Source organism: Actinomycetota bacterium, assembly GCA_035765775.1.
In the GTDB taxonomy this organism is placed as follows: Bacteria; Actinomycetota; CADDZG01; order JAHWKV01; family JAOPZY01; genus DASTWV01.
The window spans coordinates 15,435-31,370 of sequence record DASTWV010000062.1 but is presented as its reverse complement, the minus strand read 5'-3'; the positions used below and the strand labels follow the sequence as shown (position 1 = coordinate 31,370).

The 15,936-nt window shown below is 70.4% G+C and carries 18 protein-coding genes; 4 read left to right on the top strand and 14 right to left on the bottom strand.

From position 1 onward, the window contains the following. Positions 1–79: 79 nt before the first annotated feature. From truA to infA, 8 genes are all read right to left on the bottom strand, one after another. On the bottom strand, positions 80–832 hold the full coding sequence (gene truA / locus VFW71_16805; protein ID HEU5004420.1) for a tRNA pseudouridine(38-40) synthase TruA: 753 nt from the start codon (positions 830–832) through the stop codon (positions 80–82). 21 nt (positions 833–853) lie between these two features. Further along, complete coding sequence (rplQ, locus tag VFW71_16800; protein ID HEU5004419.1) at positions 854–1,462, bottom strand: 50S ribosomal protein L17; 609 nt, start codon at positions 1,460–1,462, stop codon at positions 854–856. A gap of 4 nt (positions 1,463–1,466) precedes the next feature. Continuing rightward, positions 1,467–2,408, bottom strand: coding sequence for a DNA-directed RNA polymerase subunit alpha (locus VFW71_16795; GenBank protein HEU5004418.1), 942 nt, complete (start codon positions 2,406–2,408; stop codon positions 1,467–1,469). A gap of 84 nt (positions 2,409–2,492) precedes the next feature. After that, positions 2,493–3,119 carry a 30S ribosomal protein S4 gene (gene rpsD / locus VFW71_16790; protein HEU5004417.1) on the bottom strand — a complete coding sequence of 209 codons (627 nt, stop codon included), beginning with the start codon at positions 3,117–3,119 and terminating at the stop codon, positions 2,493–2,495. A 2-nt stretch (positions 3,120–3,121) separates the two neighbouring features. Continuing rightward, positions 3,122–3,508: a 30S ribosomal protein S11 gene (gene rpsK / locus VFW71_16785; GenBank protein HEU5004416.1), complete on the bottom strand. Its 387-nt coding sequence runs from the start codon at positions 3,506–3,508 to the stop codon at positions 3,122–3,124. Positions 3,509–3,517: 9 nt separating this feature from the next. Then, positions 3,518–3,895 carry a 30S ribosomal protein S13 gene (rpsM, locus tag VFW71_16780; GenBank protein HEU5004415.1) on the bottom strand — a complete coding sequence of 126 codons (378 nt, stop codon included), beginning with the start codon at positions 3,893–3,895 and terminating at the stop codon, positions 3,518–3,520. Continuing rightward, positions 3,896–4,009, bottom strand: coding sequence for a 50S ribosomal protein L36 (gene rpmJ / locus VFW71_16775; GenBank protein HEU5004414.1), 114 nt, complete (start codon positions 4,007–4,009; stop codon positions 3,896–3,898). A 60-nt stretch (positions 4,010–4,069) separates the two neighbouring features. After that, positions 4,070–4,303, bottom strand: coding sequence for a translation initiation factor IF-1 (gene infA, locus VFW71_16770; GenBank protein HEU5004413.1), 234 nt, complete (start codon positions 4,301–4,303; stop codon positions 4,070–4,072). Positions 4,304–4,923: 620 nt separating this feature from the next. Here infA and VFW71_16765 point away from each other — a divergent pair. Further along, entirely contained in the window at positions 4,924–5,919 is a 996-nt protein-coding gene (locus VFW71_16765; GenBank protein ID HEU5004412.1) for a glycosyltransferase family 2 protein, read from the top strand. A gap of 58 nt (positions 5,920–5,977) precedes the next feature. Here VFW71_16765 and VFW71_16760 read toward each other — a convergent pair whose 3' ends face one another. The 6 genes from VFW71_16760 to VFW71_16735 form a co-directional block, all read right to left on the bottom strand. Continuing rightward, a complete protein-coding gene (locus VFW71_16760) occupies positions 5,978–7,591 on the bottom strand; it encodes a N,N-dimethylformamidase beta subunit family domain-containing protein (protein HEU5004411.1) in 1,614 nt (537 codons plus the stop codon). Between the two features lie 88 nt (positions 7,592–7,679). Continuing rightward, positions 7,680–8,528: a type II CAAX endopeptidase family protein gene (locus VFW71_16755; GenBank protein ID HEU5004410.1), complete on the bottom strand. Its 849-nt coding sequence runs from the start codon at positions 8,526–8,528 to the stop codon at positions 7,680–7,682. Between the two features lie 7 nt (positions 8,529–8,535). Beyond that, positions 8,536–8,781, bottom strand: coding sequence for a hypothetical protein (locus tag VFW71_16750; protein HEU5004409.1), 246 nt, complete (start codon positions 8,779–8,781; stop codon positions 8,536–8,538). Next, positions 8,778–9,194, bottom strand: a complete 417-nt coding sequence (locus VFW71_16745; GenBank protein HEU5004408.1) for a hypothetical protein — start codon at positions 9,192–9,194, stop codon at positions 8,778–8,780. The genes VFW71_16750 and VFW71_16745 overlap by 4 nt, the downstream gene beginning before the upstream one ends. After that, entirely contained in the window at positions 9,191–10,072 is an 882-nt protein-coding gene (locus VFW71_16740) for a polysaccharide deacetylase family protein (protein ID HEU5004407.1), read from the bottom strand. Before VFW71_16740 ends, VFW71_16745 begins: the two co-directional genes overlap by 4 nt. After that, on the bottom strand, positions 10,069–11,007 hold the full coding sequence (locus VFW71_16735) for a glycosyltransferase family 2 protein (GenBank protein HEU5004406.1): 939 nt from the start codon (positions 11,005–11,007) through the stop codon (positions 10,069–10,071). The genes VFW71_16740 and VFW71_16735 overlap by 4 nt, the downstream gene beginning before the upstream one ends. A gap of 277 nt (positions 11,008–11,284) precedes the next feature. Here VFW71_16735 and VFW71_16730 point away from each other — a divergent pair, with 277 nt between their 5' ends. The 3 genes from VFW71_16730 to VFW71_16720 are packed head-to-tail and all read left to right on the top strand — an operon-like array spanning position 11,285 to position 15,923. Then, on the top strand, positions 11,285–12,586 hold the full coding sequence (locus VFW71_16730; GenBank protein HEU5004405.1) for a glycosyltransferase: 1,302 nt from the start codon (positions 11,285–11,287) through the stop codon (positions 12,584–12,586). Positions 12,587–12,592: 6 nt separating this feature from the next. Further along, positions 12,593–13,957 carry a hypothetical protein gene (locus VFW71_16725; GenBank protein HEU5004404.1) on the top strand — a complete coding sequence of 455 codons (1,365 nt, stop codon included), beginning with the start codon at positions 12,593–12,595 and terminating at the stop codon, positions 13,955–13,957. 16 nt (positions 13,958–13,973) lie between these two features. Beyond that, on the top strand, positions 13,974–15,923 hold the full coding sequence (locus VFW71_16720) for a hypothetical protein (GenBank protein ID HEU5004403.1): 1,950 nt from the start codon (positions 13,974–13,976) through the stop codon (positions 15,921–15,923). The last annotated feature ends 13 nt before the right edge of the window (positions 15,924–15,936 follow it).

Here is a 15,936-nt window from a genome sequence, read left to right as displayed (position 1 = left end):
ATGGGCCGAAGCGTCAACCAGTGGGCGGCCGGGGCAGGCATCGCGGTCGATTCGCCCCCGAAAAGCGGGCAAAGTGACCTCATTCCCGCTCCCAGTCGACCGGTTCGTCGCCCTCGGGGGGATACTCGACCCCCACCAGGAACAGCCCGTGGGGGGGCGCCACCGGGCCCGCCGCCGCCCGGTCCCGAGCCTCCAGCACCTCGCCGACCCACGATGCCGGGCGCGCCCCGTCGCCCACCCGCACCAGCGTGCCGACGATGGAGCGGACCATCTGCTGGATGAATGCGTTGGCGGTCACCGCCACGGTGACCAGGTCCCCGGTGCGCTCCACGGCGATCGAGCGCAGGTCCCGCACCGGGCTGCCGCCCTCGGGGACGCGCCCGAAGGACGAGAAGTCGTGCGCTCCCACGAGCGCCTGGGCGCCCTCGTGCATCGCCGACTCGTCCAGGGGGCCAGGGTGGTGCCAGGTGACGAACCGGGAGAAGGGGTCGACGACCTCTCGGGTGAAGATGGCGTACTCGTAGCTGCGCGCCAGCGCCGAGAAGCGGGCGTCGAAGCCCTCGGGCGCCTCCTCGAGGGCCAGCACGGCCAGGGCAGGCCCGCACATGGCGTTCACCCGCCGCAGGACGACCTCGGAGGGCTCCGCCGGCTCCGGGGTGGCAAACGACACCACCTGCGCCAGGGCGTGCACCCCGGCGTCGGTGCGCCCGGCTCCGGTCGTGGTGACCGGGACGCGCAGCACGGCAGACAGGGCGTCCTCCAGGGAGCCCTGCACAGTGCGGAGGTCAGGCTGGCGGGCGAAACCGTGGTACGGGCGCCCGTCGTAGGCGATCAGCAGCCGGTAGGTGGGCAGCTACCCGTCCGTCGAGTCCCCGGTGTCCTCAGTCTCGTCGGCCGCAGCCGCTGCCTCGACCTCGCCCTCGTCGGCATCGTCGTCGGCCGCCTCGATCTCCACGTCCTCGGCGTCCTCCGCCCCGGCAGCCGTGGCCCCCCGGGCCCGGCGGGCGGGCTTCTCCTCGGCCTCCTTCGACTCGCCGGCGGCGCGGGAACGGCGGCGCAGCAGGCGGCGCCGGCGTTCCTCCTCGGTGGGTGCCGCTTCGGGTGCCGCGCCCTCCACCAGCTCGATGAGCACCAGGGGGGCCGCATCGCCCTTGCGGGGTGCCAGCTTGATGATGCGGGTGTAGCCCCCGTTGCGGTCGGCGAAGCGGGGTGCGATGTCGGCGTACAGCTTGTGGATGACGTCCCGGTCCTCGACCACCGCCAGCGCCCGCCGGCGGGAGGCGACCGTGCCTTCCTTGGCGGTGGTGATCAGCTTCTCGGCGACCGGCCGCAGCCGGCGGGCCTTCGTCTCGGTAGTGCGGATCCGCTCCTCCCGGAAGAGGGCGGCCGCCAGCCCGGCCAGCATGAGTCTCTCGTGGGCGGGCCCCGCTCCCAGGCGGGAACCCTTGGGGGGCTTCGGCATCAGATCAGGACCAGTCCCGCTGCTTCAGGCCCAGGTTCATCTCGGCAAGCTTCTGCTTGACCTCCTCGATGGACTTCTGGCCGAAGTTGCGGATGTCCAGCAGGTCCTCCTCCGAGCGCTCGATGAGCTGCCCCACGGTCGTGACGCCCTCCCGCTTCAGGCAGTTGTACGAACGCACCGAGAGGTCCAGGTCCTCGATGGGGGTGAGGAGGTCGGCGCTGCGGCCCCCCTCGCTCGGCTCGGGACCCAGGCGCAGGCCCGGGCCCTGGGCCAGCTCGGCGAAGAGCTGGAACAACTCGACCAGGGTCCCACCGGCGGCCGACAGGGCCTCCTTGGGATCCAGGCTGCCGTTGGTGGTGATGTCCACCACCAGGCGGTCGTAGTCGGTCTTCTGCTCCACCCGGGTGGACTCCACAGTGAAGGTCACCCGGCGCACCGGCGAGAAGATCGAGTCGATGGGGATGACGCCGATCGCGGCGCCCACCGGCTTGTTGCGGTCCGCCTGCACGTAGCCGCGGCCCCGCTCGACGGTCATCTCCAGGTCCAGCCGGCCCCGCTTGTTCAGCGTGCAGATCAGCAGGTCCGGGTTCAGGATCGTGATCTCCGGGGGCACCTGGATGTCGGCGGCCCGGACCTCCTTCGGCCCGGAGATCGACACCCGCATGGTCACGGTGTCGTCGGTCTCGGAGCGCAGGACCAGGTCCTTGATGTTCAGGATGATGTCGGTGACATCCTCCTTGCAGCCCGGAATGGCGGAGAACTCGTGGGCGACACCCTCGATGCGGACGGTGGTCACCGCTGCTCCCGGGATCGAGGAGATGAGCGTGCGCCGCAGCGAGTTGCCCAGCGTGTACCCGAAGCCGGGCTCCAGGGGCTCGATGGCGAATCGGCCGCGGCGGTCGGAGACCTCCTCGACGGTGATCTGGGGGCGCTGCACGATCAACAGGCTGGATTCCATCGACACTGCGGACCTCTCCTCTCCTCTTCCTGCTCTGGGTGGGCCTGGTCGGCCTCTTGTTGGCGAGCTGGCTTACTTGCTGTAGAGCTCGACGATCATCTGCTCCTGCACAGGGATGTCGATGAGCTCCCGGGCGGGCTCGGACATGACGGAGATCTTGAGCTCGCCCGCCTCCAGGAGCAGCCAGTCCGGGATGTGGCGGCCGGCGGCGAATGCCGCTGCCTCCACGATACGACCGACCGAGCGGGACCTTTCCCGGACCTCCACCACGTCGCCGGACTTCACCCGGTACGAGGGGATGTCCACCTTCTTGCCGTTGACCTGGAAGTGGCCGTGGGTGACGAACTGGCGGGCCTGGTCCCGGCTCATGCCGAGACCACCCCGGTACACGACGTTGTCCAGGCGCAGCTCGAGGATCTGCAGCAGCCGGGTGCCGGTGACGCCCTTGGAGCGGGCGGCCTCCTCGTAGTAGCGGCGGAACTGCTTCTCCAGCACGCCGTAGATGCGGCGCGCCTTCTGCTTCTCACGCAGCTGGACCAGGTACTCGCTCTCCTTGATGCGCCCGCGGCCGTGCTGGCCGGGTGGGTAGGGGCGCCGCTCGATGCCGCACTTGGGGCCCATGCAGCGGGTGCCCTTCAGGAACAGCTTCATGCGCTCCCGCCGGCAGAGCCGGCAGACGGGGCCGGTGTAACGCGCCATGGCTAGACCCTCCGCCGCTTGCGGGGGCGGCACCCGTTGTGTGGAACCGGCGTGGCGTCCATGATGCCCAGGATCTCGAGCCCGGAGGCCTGCAGCGACCGGATGGCGGTCTCCCGGCCGGCGCCCGGCCCCTTCACGAACACGTCCACCTTGCGCACCCCGTGCTCCTGCGCCCGGCGGCTGGCCGCCTCGGCGGCGAGCTGGGCGGCGAACGGCGTGGACTTGCGGGAGCCCTTGAAGCCGACGTTGCCCGCCGACGCCCATGACAGCGCGTTGCCCGCACCGTCGGTGATGGTGACGATGGTGTTGTTGAACGTCGACTTGATATGCGCCTGCCCATGGACGATGTTCTTTTTCTCTTTGCGCTTGGGCTTCTTGGCCTTTGGCATCGGTGGTCTCTACTTTCCCTTCTTGCGCTTCACGCCGACGGTCTTCTTGGGGCCCTTGCGGGTGCGGGCGTTCGTGTGGGTGCGCTGGCCGTGGACCGGGAGGCTGCGGCGGTGGCGGAGGCCCTGGTAGCAGCCGATCTCGACCTTGCGCTTGATGTGCTGGCTCTCCTCGCGGCGGAGGTCGCCCTCGACTTTGAAGTGTGCGTCGATGAAGCCCCGGAGGCGCACGATCTCGTCCTCGGACAGGTCCCGCACGCGGGTATCCGGGCTGACCATCGCTCCCCGGGCCACTTCCTTGGCCCGGGTAGGGCCGATCCCATAGATATAGGTGAGGCCGATCTCCAGCCGCTTCTCCCGGGGGAGGTCGACACCGGCGATGCGCGCCATCTAGCCCTGCCTCTGCTTGTGGCGGGGGTTGGAGCAGATCACGATGACCCGCCCGTGGCGGCGCACGATCTTGCACTTCTCGCACATGCGCTTGACGCTGGGCTTCACTTTCATGGTTTCTCCTGGTGGTGCGTGGTCGGGCGGTGCGGGTCGGGTGCGGGTGGTCGGGCGGGGCTAGCGGTAGCGGAAGATGATGCGGCCACGGGTGAGGTCATACGGGGAGAGCTCGACGAGAACCCGGTCCCCGGGCAGGACCCGGATGTAGTTCATCCGCATCTTGCCGCCGATGTGGGCGAGGACTCTGTGGCCCCCCGGGATCTCGACCCGGAACATCGCGTTGGGGAGGGTCTCGATGACCGAGCCCTCGACCTCAATGACGTCCTCTTTGGTCGACTTCCCCTTCGCCATACGCTCCCCGTGCTCCTCTAGGCCCACCCCCCATGCGCGCGCCAGCCGTGTTCCCGGTACCACGCGCGACAACCATCCCGGAAGCAGGGCGAACGGCCACTATACCAAAGCCCACCCCGGGCAGGTAGGCGCCGTGCTGGCTTTGCCCAGGCGTGCCCCAAAACGATCGTGCGGGCCGGGTCACGCCGGTCCGGTTGAGCCCCTTAGAAAATTTTAACTCAAGTTCGCGGCCGCTTTCCCCGACTGAGTGAGGGTACCAACTACGTACTTCGGGCTCACCCATGGGGACTAGGTCATCCCCCGGAGTGGAGGAGCCGGGGGCACGTGGTGCTGGATCAAGTGTAGGGGGGTTGGCGACCCGCAGACCGGGGGGGCCTGGTCGGCGGGTCGGCACTGGGGATCGAGGGGGTCTCGGATGCCGCTTGGTGACACGTGCTCACGGTCGGACACTCGTGCTCGCCTCATTTCCCGGCAATTCCGCCAGATTGCTGCACCCCGGGTTGGTTGCTAACTGCTCGTTCAACGACGCGCTGGGTGAAGGAAGGTACGTCCGTGAGGGGAAGCACTTGGCAGGTCCGAATCGCTGACAGAGGACCCGGGGGGGGACTGTTCTCGTGGCTATGATTTCGAATCGTCTGCTGTTCTTGGCACCGAAGCGCAGGTCCCGTGTCCAGGCCGAGGCCTTCGACACCGCGGCCCTCGACCACGCACTGGAGACCACCACCACTTCGGCCCACACGCTCATGGCCGAACTGATGGCGGAGCGGGAGCTCCTGGAGGACATCGACAAGGTCATCGCCCTCGACGCTGGCCCCGAGGCCAGTGGGCGGCAGGCCGCCGGCACCCTGGTGCCGGGCCCCCAGGTGGACTCGCTCGACACCGAGTGGAGCGACCTCGACGGTTACCCCCGGCTGGTCAGCCTGCCGACGGTCAGCGTGATCATCCCCACGCTGAACGAGGAGGCCAACATCGGCTGGGTGCTGCAGCGCATGCCCACCTGGGTGGACGAGATCCTCATCATTGACGGGGGCTCCCGGGACCGCACCGTCGAGGTGGCGCAGGCTGTCCGCCCCGACGTACGCATCGTCACCGACCTCCGCAAGGGCAAGGGTGTGGCGCTGCGCACCGGGTTCGCCGCCGCCACCAAGGATGTCGTGGTGATGATCGACGCCGACGGCAGCATGGACCCCCAGGAGATCGAGAGCTACGTGCGGGCAGTGGACGCCGGCTACGACCTGGTCAAGGGCTCCCGGGCCTGCCCGGGCGGCGGCTCCACGGACCTGACCCCCACCCGGCAGCTGGGCAACTACTGCCTCCGGGGCATGGTGAACCTGCTCTTCGCCGCCGACTTCACCGAGCTGTGCTACGGCTTCATGGCCCTGCGGCGCTCGTCGATCCCGGCGATGCGCCTCGACGCCGACGGCTTCGAGATCGAGACCCAGATCGTGGTCAACTCGCTGCGCCGGGGCCTGCGGATCGCCGAGATCCCCTCCAAGGAGGCCGAGCGGCTGAACGGCACCTCGCACCTGCACCCGGTGCGGGACGGCCTGCGGGTCCTCAACACCATCTTGCACTCCCGCTTCACCCGCCTGGCGTCCGCCGAGACGGGCGCCTGAGCGGTAAGAACCAACCCAGGCAACACTGCGACCGGGCCTCCAGGGCCCGGTCGTTTTGTTACGGGGATCTTGCTGGCTGTGCCCCTGCGATTCCCAGCGCAGCAAGGTTGGAGGTAGAGGGATAAGCCTCGCCGGCGGGGCCGGACCCAAACGCGATCAATAGATTCTTGGTTGCCTGCAGGATGCGCGGGTCGGGGTGCGTGCGCGGGTCCTGCACGCAGGAAGCGGTCAGCTCGCAGACCCATCCCGTCGTGCCCGTGGCCAGCACCCCGGCACCGCTGGGGGCGGCGTAGTAGGTCATGTCGGAGTCACTAGCCCCCACCCCCGGGCAGGTGACCGGCGAGTGCATGAGCACCTCCAGGTTGGGTGGCGTCGGGTAGGCCAGGTTCACCCGGTCGTACCAGGGACCGATGAGGTTGGGCAGCGCGTCGCCGTTGGCCAGGCCGGTGTCGGCGAAGAGCCAGGCGCCGGCGTCCACCACGACCCCGGGCGCCTGCGTGGCCGGGTTGCACTCGAACAGCTGCCCGATCACCGAGCTCTCGGGCTGGCTGACCGGCGGGTCACGCCAGTTGACGGTGACGTGGGCGTCGTCCTTGCCGTTCAGGGGGTCCTCGGATGCCACCTTGTAGTCGACGATCTCCCGGTCGGCGGGGCCGGACGGCGCCGCCTGGAGGCGGATCTGGCGGAACATGGCGTTCGCCCCCAGGAAGGCCAGGTTCACCCCTTTGGCCAGCGCCCCGGTCACCGCCGAGCGCATCCCGGCCGTCCAGTACTCGTCGTGGCCCAGGGTGATGATCCCGGCGTGGCGGCTGGCGAGCTGGGCGCCGTGGGTGTCCAGGTCCACGTCGGTGAAGTAGGTGACGTTGAGGCCGTAAGACTCGGCGAAGTAGACGAGGGGGAACTCGTCGCCCAGGAAGTCGCCCGAGCCGTCACCCACCGACCCGTCCTGGGCGTCGGACGCCGAACCGGCGCTGGCGTAGGGCCGGTCGAAGGACACGATGCGCGACCGGCTCGCGAAGGACTGGTCGGGGCCGTTGTAGAGGTTGTACTGCCCCCAGTTGTTATAGGCCTCCCAGGTGGTCACGGCGTTGACGACCAGCAGGGGCGCCCGGCTGGCGTAGTCCACCACCGTCAGCGGGACATAGCGCTGCTGACCCCCCTTGCCCACCAGCTTCAGCAGGTAGTCACCCGGCGTCCAGGCGGCGTCGATGTGCACGGTCAGCGACGCCCGCCACGCTGCGGTCACCATCTTGGTGCCGTTCTGGACGGTCGGGGCAGCCTGGAGGCTGCCCTTCTCCGGCGGGGACTGCCACACGAGCCGGGCGCCGAGGCCGCCGTAGTAGCCCATACGGTAGGCCTGGACGGTAAAGGAGGCGGCGGACGTCGAGACATAGAGGGTGACGGCGTCGCCTTTCTGGGCGCTGACCTGGCTGGCGTAGCCTTCGATCCCCGCCGAGGCGGCGATGTTGGTGATCCTCCAGTCCGTGGTGCCCAGTTTCTGGTTCTCGGCCGCGATCGGGTTGACGCCCGGGCTCTGGGGCGGCGGGGTCGTGGTCCGGGGGGTGGCCTGGCCCCCGGTGACCTTGGCCAGGGCCACCCCGGCCCCCACGAGGATCGCCAGGATCACGACGGCATCGACCGCCAGGCGCACCGGGCGCGGGAGCCGGCTCATATGGGCGGGAGCCTACTCCCGTGGGCCGTGCCGCCCGGGCTCAGGGGCTCAGCCGGATGAACGCGGCCTCTGGCACGCCCGCTATGTTCTACAGGTGCAGCGAGGCCATGGAGCTGGCCAGGGACGGCCACACCACGAAGGCCCCCACGCTGATCACCGCGTGCGCCAGCACCACGCCGATGATGGAGTCGCTGCGCTCGGCGCACCACCCGAAGAATGCCCCCACGGCGAGGGCGAACAGCACGAAGGCGGCCGAGCGGGTGCCGATGTAGGCGGCGGCGAAGAGGAGCGAGCTCACGTACAGGCCCAGCGGCCCGAAGGTGGCCCTCGCCGCGCTGTGGAGCAGGCCGCGGAACAGGAGCTCCTCGGTGAGGCCCGAGAACACCACCAGCGCGGTCACGGCGGTGATGACATTGGAGAGTGTCGTATGGCCGTTGCCCGAGAAGGTCACCACCGTGGTGGGCTTCAGGAGCTTGTAGGCGGCATAGGAGAGCGGGACCCCCAGCAGGCCGATCACCAGCTGGACGGCACCCGAGGAGGGCTTGTCGGGCAGCGGCCCCCCGATGCCGGGATAGCCCAGCAGGCGCATCGCCAGGACAGCGGCCAGGAGAGCCGGGACGCCGATGACCGCCAGGCGGTTGGCCAGGTGGCCGCCGGACAGGGGGGTGAGGGCCAGGACGCGGTACAGGCACACCACCGCCATGGCCAGCAGCAGCGGCTGGCGCTCGTCCCGCTCCGACATGGCGTAGTGATTGATCAGCACGACCAGCAGGACGCCCTGGCAGACGCCGCTGAGCAGCGGGTCCCGCAGGCCGACCAGCTCGGCCAGGATGATGGCGACGGCGTAGCCCAACTCGATGGCGTGGGACCCGCGGCGCCGGGGGCGCGGCTCGGCAGGATCCAGGTCGCCCTCCGGGGAGAGCAGGTCGGTGCTCACGTTCCGGTCACCCGATCACCCGGAACCGCTGGATGACCACGATCGCCAGCGTGAGGAGCAGCGGCAGGGCGGCGACATCGAAGATCCGCCGGGCGGAGGGCGGGCCGGAGCGCACGACCGCCCGGACGGCCTCCTTCTCCACCAGCAGGATGATGAGCAGCGTGAGCACGACGACGGCCACCCACCCCGAGGCCCGGACAAAGCTGTGGCTGCCCAGGAAGGTGAGCGTGGTCTTGGTGAGGGCCGAGCTCACGCCTGCTCCCCGGTCTGGTAGCGGGGCCTGGCCTTCAGGCGGCGCACCTGGCTGGCCTGCACGAGGCACCCGAGTGCGCTGACCGCCATCACCAGGAACAGGCCGTTGGTGGGCGACCAGTGGTGCAGCAGGATCATGCCCATGGCCAGCAAGGTGTCGATGGCGAGGCTGAGCGCCAGCGCCAGGCTCAGCTCCAGGACCATGTCGTCCACCCGCAGCACCCCCATGATGGCCAACCCGGGGCCGAAGCCCATGAGCAGCAGCGTGAAGGTCCCGCGGATGGCGCCCAGGCTGCTGCCCGTGACCGCCCCGTGGAAGGCAAAGGCACCGGCGACGAGGATGGCGACGGTGGCCGGCCGCCAGTAGCCGCCCAGCGGCCCGAGGCCCGCCGCGGCCCGGTGGGAGGTGCTCACGGTCGTTCCCGGGCCCGCCGGTAGAGGGCCATGCCCCGCCGTGCCCAGCGCCAGCCGGTGGTCTGCAGGTGCTCCCGGGAGGGCGCCAGCCGGGTGGTCCGGCCGCTGATCATGGCGTCCACGTTCTCCAGGCTGTGGCCTGCCTCGATGGTCAGCCGGGCGATGGCGAACCGGTCGTCGGCCGGGTGGCTGAGGGCGTTCTTCACGGCGCACGCCGAGGTGTAGCCAGCGGTGGCCACCATGCGGCGCACCGCCGCACTCGAGTACCCGTGCGGGTAGGCGAAGCTGCGCACCGGGGCCTGGAGGGCCTGTTCGATCAGGTCCTTGGACCCGGTGATCTCCGCCCGGGCGGCCTCGGCCGGCAGGGTGTCCAGCATCGGGTGGCTGTGGGTGTGGGCCCCGATCTCCATGCCCCGTTCGGCCAGCTCGCGCAGCTCATCCCAGGAGAGCATGGCGTCGCCCGACCGGTTGACCCCCCGCCTGCCCCCCTTCCCACCGTCGCCCATGAAGCCGGTGGTGGCGTACAGCGTCGAGGCGAACCCGTGGCGCTCCAGGATGGGGAGCGCCTCGGTGAGGGTGTTGGCGAACCCGTCGTCGAAGGTGATCAGCGCGGGCCGGGCCGGAAGTCCGGCGGGGTTGCCGTGCAGGGCGGGCAGGAACTCCGAGACCGTCAGGGTGGTGTAGCCCTGCTCGGCGAGCATCGTCATCTGCTGGTCGAAGGCCGCCGGTGACACCGTGAAGCGGCGGAGCTCGCTGGACGCATCGGAGCCGACACCGTGGTACAGGAGGATGGGGACGGCCGTCCCCGGCAGGAGCCCGTTGGCGGCTCCGTTGCCGGCTGTGTCGCCCTGCGTAGCATCGAGGGCGGGCCGCCTCACAGGAACCTCTTCGGTGCCAGGCGGCCGAGACCGTAGCCGAGGGTTGCGATGCTCACCCCGGCAACGATAGCGCCCGCCCGGGCAAATCCGTAGCGATCGCCCCGGATTCCCGCCGCCAGACCGGCCAGCACCCCTTTGGGAAGGGTCACGGTGCTGTAGCGCCGCTCGGCGCTGAGGCCCTGGTCCGCCCCCACCAGGTCGGCCACCGCCGCCTTGGACAGCCCCTCGGCGTAGCAGCGGGCCCGGAAGTACTTCCAGGTCCCCCGGCCGGCGGGGACGTTGTGGTGCACCACGGCCCGGGGGTCGAAGAGGATCACCGCCCCCGGATTGTGCTGGCTGAGGCGGATGCACAGCTCGGTTTCCTCACAGCCCACCGGTCGGGTCCCGAGGCGGCCGATGGCGGCGTTGAACCCGCCCAGGCCGTCGAACACCTCCCGGCGGAACGACATGTTGCAGCCCACCATGTTGCGCACCGCGGCGGCGGTGGTGGGCATCCCGAGGTAGGTGCAGCCCACCACCCAGTCGAACTCCTTGGGGAACCACGCCGGGCGCCCGGCCAGCCAGGCGGGCTGGGCGAAGCCGCCGACGCCCAGGACGGCGGGATCGGCATAGCCCTCCGCCAGCAGCGCCAGCCAGCCCGGCTCGGCGACGGCGTCGTCGTCCAGGAAGGCCACGATGTCGGCGTGGGCGGCATGGAGGCCGGCGTTGCGCGCGTCGGAGAGGCCTTGCTTGCCCTCGTTCTCGACGCAGATCACACCGGCAAGCTCGGCGCGGGCGCGCGCAAAGAGGTCGGGGTTGTGATCAACCACCAGGACGATTTCGGCGGGGGGGTGGGTCTGGTCCCGGAGCGACGCCACGGCCGCCACGATCTCGTCCCAGCGTTTCTCGGTGTAGGCGCACACCACCACCGAGAAGCTCAGCGCGTCGGTACTCACTCGTCCTCCATGTGGGTGTCCGGCACGGTAGCGATCCCGGGCCGCTCTGCCCCCCGGCATGCACGCTGCCCGTTAATTCCAACTCCTTTCTTCGGCAACCCGGGATCGAAACTTTATAGCCACTCGGAAAGAATTAGGGTGCATCGCAATTATACGAAGAGCCGTCTACTCCGTGGTTGACACACTCGCTTTGGCGAGGTGTAATCAATGTGCCGGAGGAGCTGCGGTCGATCGCGCCCTCACTGTCCGATTCGCCAGAAAGGCCGGTTGGAAGTCCATGCAGGCCCCTGCCCGGGTGCTCGACGTCGAGCTGTCCGAGCCCCTCCCCACGCTGGACCCGGGCGCGCCCGGTGACACCGCCGCCCGCTCCGCCCTGGTCCTCGTCCGGCTGCACGGCGTGCCCCTGGGCACGCTGGAGATCGATCTCGCCCAAGGCCCGGTCCCGCCCGCCGCCCTGGCGGAGGCAGCATGGGCCGAGCTGCGCGGCCCCCTCCTGGGGCACCTGGCCCACGACGGGCTGGACCCGGTGGAGTCACTCGGCACCCGCGGACTGGTGACGGGGACGGCGGGCGGCACCCGGCCCCCCTGCCAGCGCCACCCCGATGCCGAGTTCCCCTTTGCCTCGGTGGTCATCTCCACCCATGAGCGCCCCGGCCCGGTCTGCGAGTGCGTCGCCTCGGTCCTGGCGGCCGACTATCCGTCCCTCGAGGTGATCGTGGTGGACAATGCCCCCAGCTCCTCGGCCACCCGGGACGCCATCGCCGAGCGCTTCGGGAACGACCCGCGGGTGGCCTACGTGGTCGAGACCACGCCGGGAGCGTCCGCTGGGCGCAACCGCGGCCTGCGCGAGGCCACCGGTGGCGTGGTGGCCTTCCTGGACGACGATGTGGTGGTGGACCGCCTGTGGCTGCGCAGCCTGGTACTGGGCTTCCAGGCCGCCCCGGGGGTGGCGTGCGTCACCGGCATGATCCTGCCCGCCGAGCTGGAGACGCCCGCCCAGATCTGGATCGAAGAGTTCGGCGGGTTCGACAAGGGGTATGAGCAGCAGGTGTTCGACCTGGGTGAGTACGCGCCCGACGACCCGCTCTACCCGTACTCGGTGGGGCGCTTCGGCTCCGGGGCCAGCGCCGCCTTCGACCCCGCCATCCTGCGTGCGCTGGGGGGGTTCGACACGTCGCTCGGCCCGGCCACGCCGGCGAAGGGCGGCGAGGACCTCGACGCCTTCCTGCGCATCGTGCTGGCCGGGCACCGGCTGGTCTACGAGCCCCGCTCGCTGGTCCGCCACCGCCATCGGCGGGAGTACGACGACCTGCGCCGCACGGTCCGCGGCTACGGCATCGGGCTGGCCTCCGTGCTCACCAAGACGATGGCCACCTCGGGGCACCGCCTCGACATGCTGCGCCGGATCCCCCGGGGGGCGCTGTACTTCCTCAACCCGGGGTCGGCCAAGAACGACAAGAAGACCTCCACCTTCCCCCGCCAGCTCACCCTGACCGAGATGGGGGGTGTGCTCCTCGGCCCGTGGTGCTACCTGCGCAGCCGGGTGCGCACCCGCCGGACCCAGCGGAGCCGGGGCTAGCCGGCCATGGCCGAAGTCGCCGCCCCGCCGGCTCCTCCCGTCAGCCTCCTCCGCCACCCCGTGCGCCGGCTGCTGGCCGACTGGCGGGACCCGCTGCTGCGCAACGGCTACGCCCTGGTGGTCAACGTGGGTCTCACGTCCGTGCTGGGCTTCGCCTACTGGATCCTGGCCACCCACCTCTACAGCAAGACCAACGTGGGCCTGGGCGTGGACGCCATCAACCTCATGCAGCTGCTGGCCGGGGTCGGCGGGCAGCTCACCTTCCAGGCGGCCCTCACCCGCTTCATCCCGCACGCCGGCACCGGTTCCCGCCGGCTGGCGGTCATCTCGTACGGATTCGCCGGGGGGGCGGGCGCGCTGGTCAGCCTCCTCTACCTGATCGGCCTCCACATCCCGAGCCTCGGGCTCCCGGCGGTGGTGGGGCGGGGGTGGGGCCTCGGGCTCCTCTTCGGTGCGTCGGTCACGGTGTGGTGCGTGTTCGCCCTGCAGGACGCGGTGCTGACCGGCATCCGGCAGGCGGTGTGGATCCCGGTCGAGAACGGCCTGTACGGGATCGGCAAGATCGTCATGCTCGTGGCCATCGCCCACGTTCTGCGCCACTATGGGATCTTCTTCTCATGGATCGTCCCGGCAGCCATCGCCCTGGTGCCCGTCAACCTGTTGATCTTCGGGCACCTGCTCCCCCGTCACGTGGCCCGGGAGCGGGTCTCGGCCAGCGCGCACACCGCCCCGGTCACCTTCGCCACCATGGCCCGGTTCATGGGCGGGGACTACCTGGGCACCGTCTTCTTCATGGCGATGGGGACCATCCTGCCGCTGCTGATCACGGTCCGGCTCAACGCCGCCAACGCCGGCTACTTCGGCGTGGTGTACGTGATCATCTACGCCCTGGACCTGGTGACCGTGAACCTGGGGGTGGCGCTCATGGTGGAGGGGGCCATCGACCGGGCGTCGCTGCGCCAGCAGGCGGCCGTGGTCGTCCGCCGCATCCTGGCCATCATCGTTCCGGCCGAGGTGATCCTGGTGGGCTTCGCCCCGCTGATCCTGTCGGTGTACACCCGCCCCTACGCCGTCCACGCCTCCACCCTGCTGCGGCTGCTGGCGGTGGCGGTGCTGTTCAAGGCGGTGACCTCGCTGTACATCGCCCTGTCGCGGGTGGAGCGCAAGGTGAGCCGGATCGCCCTGGCCCAGGGGGCGCTCTTCGTCTCGATCACCGGCTTCTCCTGGATCCTCATGGGCCACCTGGGCCTGAGCGGCGTGGGGGTGGCGTACCTCGCCAGCCAGATCGTGGTGGCCGCCGCCGTCCTCCCCTCGATCCTGCGCATGCTGGCCCACCCCGCCCCGGCGCCCGCCGGGGTGCACGCGCCATGACCGGGGCGAGGGCCTGATGGCCACCGGCGAGCGCCAGCGCCTGGCCGGCGCCCCACCGCAGCCCGGCGGGGGCTACAACGGCCGCGGGGCAGGCGTGGTCCTGGAGGACGAGCCCCTAGAGGTGCTCCCGCCCCGCCGGGTCGGGCTGAGCACCGGCCAGATGGCGCTCATGACCGTCGCCGCACTGATCATGGCCACACTGGCCCTGCTGCGGGTGGACTCCTCCAAGCTGGGCGACCTCGGCCTGATCACCGTGGCCGGCCCCACCTACTTCGTCGCCATCGGCCTGGTGATGCTGAGCTTCGGCTTCGCGCTGGTGCAGCGCCCGCTCCGCCGCCCGCTGCTGGCCTTCCAGATCTTCGGTTTGGTGCTGCTCCTCGACGGTCTCGGGCCGCTGGTCGAGCCCCACGCCTCGTTCGCCACCGCCTGGCTGCACGCCGGGTTTGCCCAGCAGATCGCCACCACCGGCCACACGCTGCCCACCCTGGACGCCCGGTTCAGCTGGCCGGGGTTCTTCGCTCTGGCGGCATTCCTGTCGAAAGCCGCCGGGCTCAGCTCACCGCAGGCCTTCCTGCGCTGGGCTCCCCTGGTGTTCAACCTGATGTACCTGGCGCCGCTGTACGCCATCTGCCGGGCGATCACCCGCAACGAGCGGATCTGGTGGATGAGCCTCGCCCTGTTCTACCTGGCCAGCTGGGTGGGGCAGGACTACTTCTCGCCCCAGGCGCTCAGCTTCTTCTTCTTCCTGGTGATCGTCGCCGTGGCACTGCGGTGGTTCCGCCCGGCGATGCCCGACCCCGGCCGGGGGACCCGGCTCCAGCGCGCCCTGGGCCGGGCCATGCGGGTGGTCGGGGGGCGGGGCGAGGAGCGGATCACGGTGCGGTCCACGCCTGCCCAGCGCGGCGTCCTCATCGCCGCCGTCATGGTGATCTTCACCGCCATGGCGGTCAGCCACCAGCTGACCCCCTTCCTGCTGATCGGCGGCCTCATCGCCCTGGCGATCTTCGGGCGCACCAACCTGCGGGGGTTCCCGGTGCTCTTCGGCGCCATCACGGTCGCCTGGATCAGCCTGGGAGCAGTGCCGTTCTGGTCCGGGCACCTGAGCTACATCTTCGGTGGCGTCGGCCAGCTGGGGGCCAACGTGAACACCAGCCTCACCGGCCGGATCCAGGGGAGCGCCGGCCGCCTGGAGGTGCTGGACATCCGCATCGCCCTGGCGGGCGCCATCGCCCTCCTCGCGGCCGTCGGGGCCATCCGCCGCCGGCGGCTGGGCTACGGCGACTGGAGCATGGTCCTGCTGGGGGCGGCCCCCTTCCCGCTGCTGGTGGTGCAGAGCTACGGCGGCGAGGCCCTGCTCCGGGCCTACCTGTTCGCCCTCCCCTTCGTGTGCATCATGGCGGCGATGGCGTTCATGCCGTCCTCCGACCCGAACAAGGTCATCGGCCCGGCGATCCTCTTCTGCGTGGTGGCCACCGCATTCGCCCCCGCGTGGCTGGTGGCCCGCTACGGCAACGAGCGGTTCGACCGGGTCTCGAGCGCCGACCTCGCCAGCGTGCAGTACCTCTACAAGGTGGCCCCCGAACACTCCACGCTCATCTCGCTGTTCCCGCAGATCCCCTGGCGGTACGAGAAGGTGAACCTGTACGACTACGAGTCGGTCCAGAACACGGTGGACCCGCCCAGCGTCAAGGGCGTCGAGGACGTGGCCGCCGACCACGGCCTCGGCCGGGTACCGGTGTACGTGATCATCACCCGGGGCCAGGAGGCGGCCGGGGAGGCCCTGGACTCGCTGCCCAGCAACTGGTCCTACCAGCTGGGCCAGACCATGGTGAACAGCGGCGTGGCCACCGAGTTGACCCACAACGCCGACTCGATGGTCCTGCAGCTGATCCCGCCGTCGTCGTCGCCCAACACCGGGAGGGCGGCGAAGCCCCAGCCGGCGGCGCCGAACCCGGCCACCTCGTAGGCGCCCGGGGGCA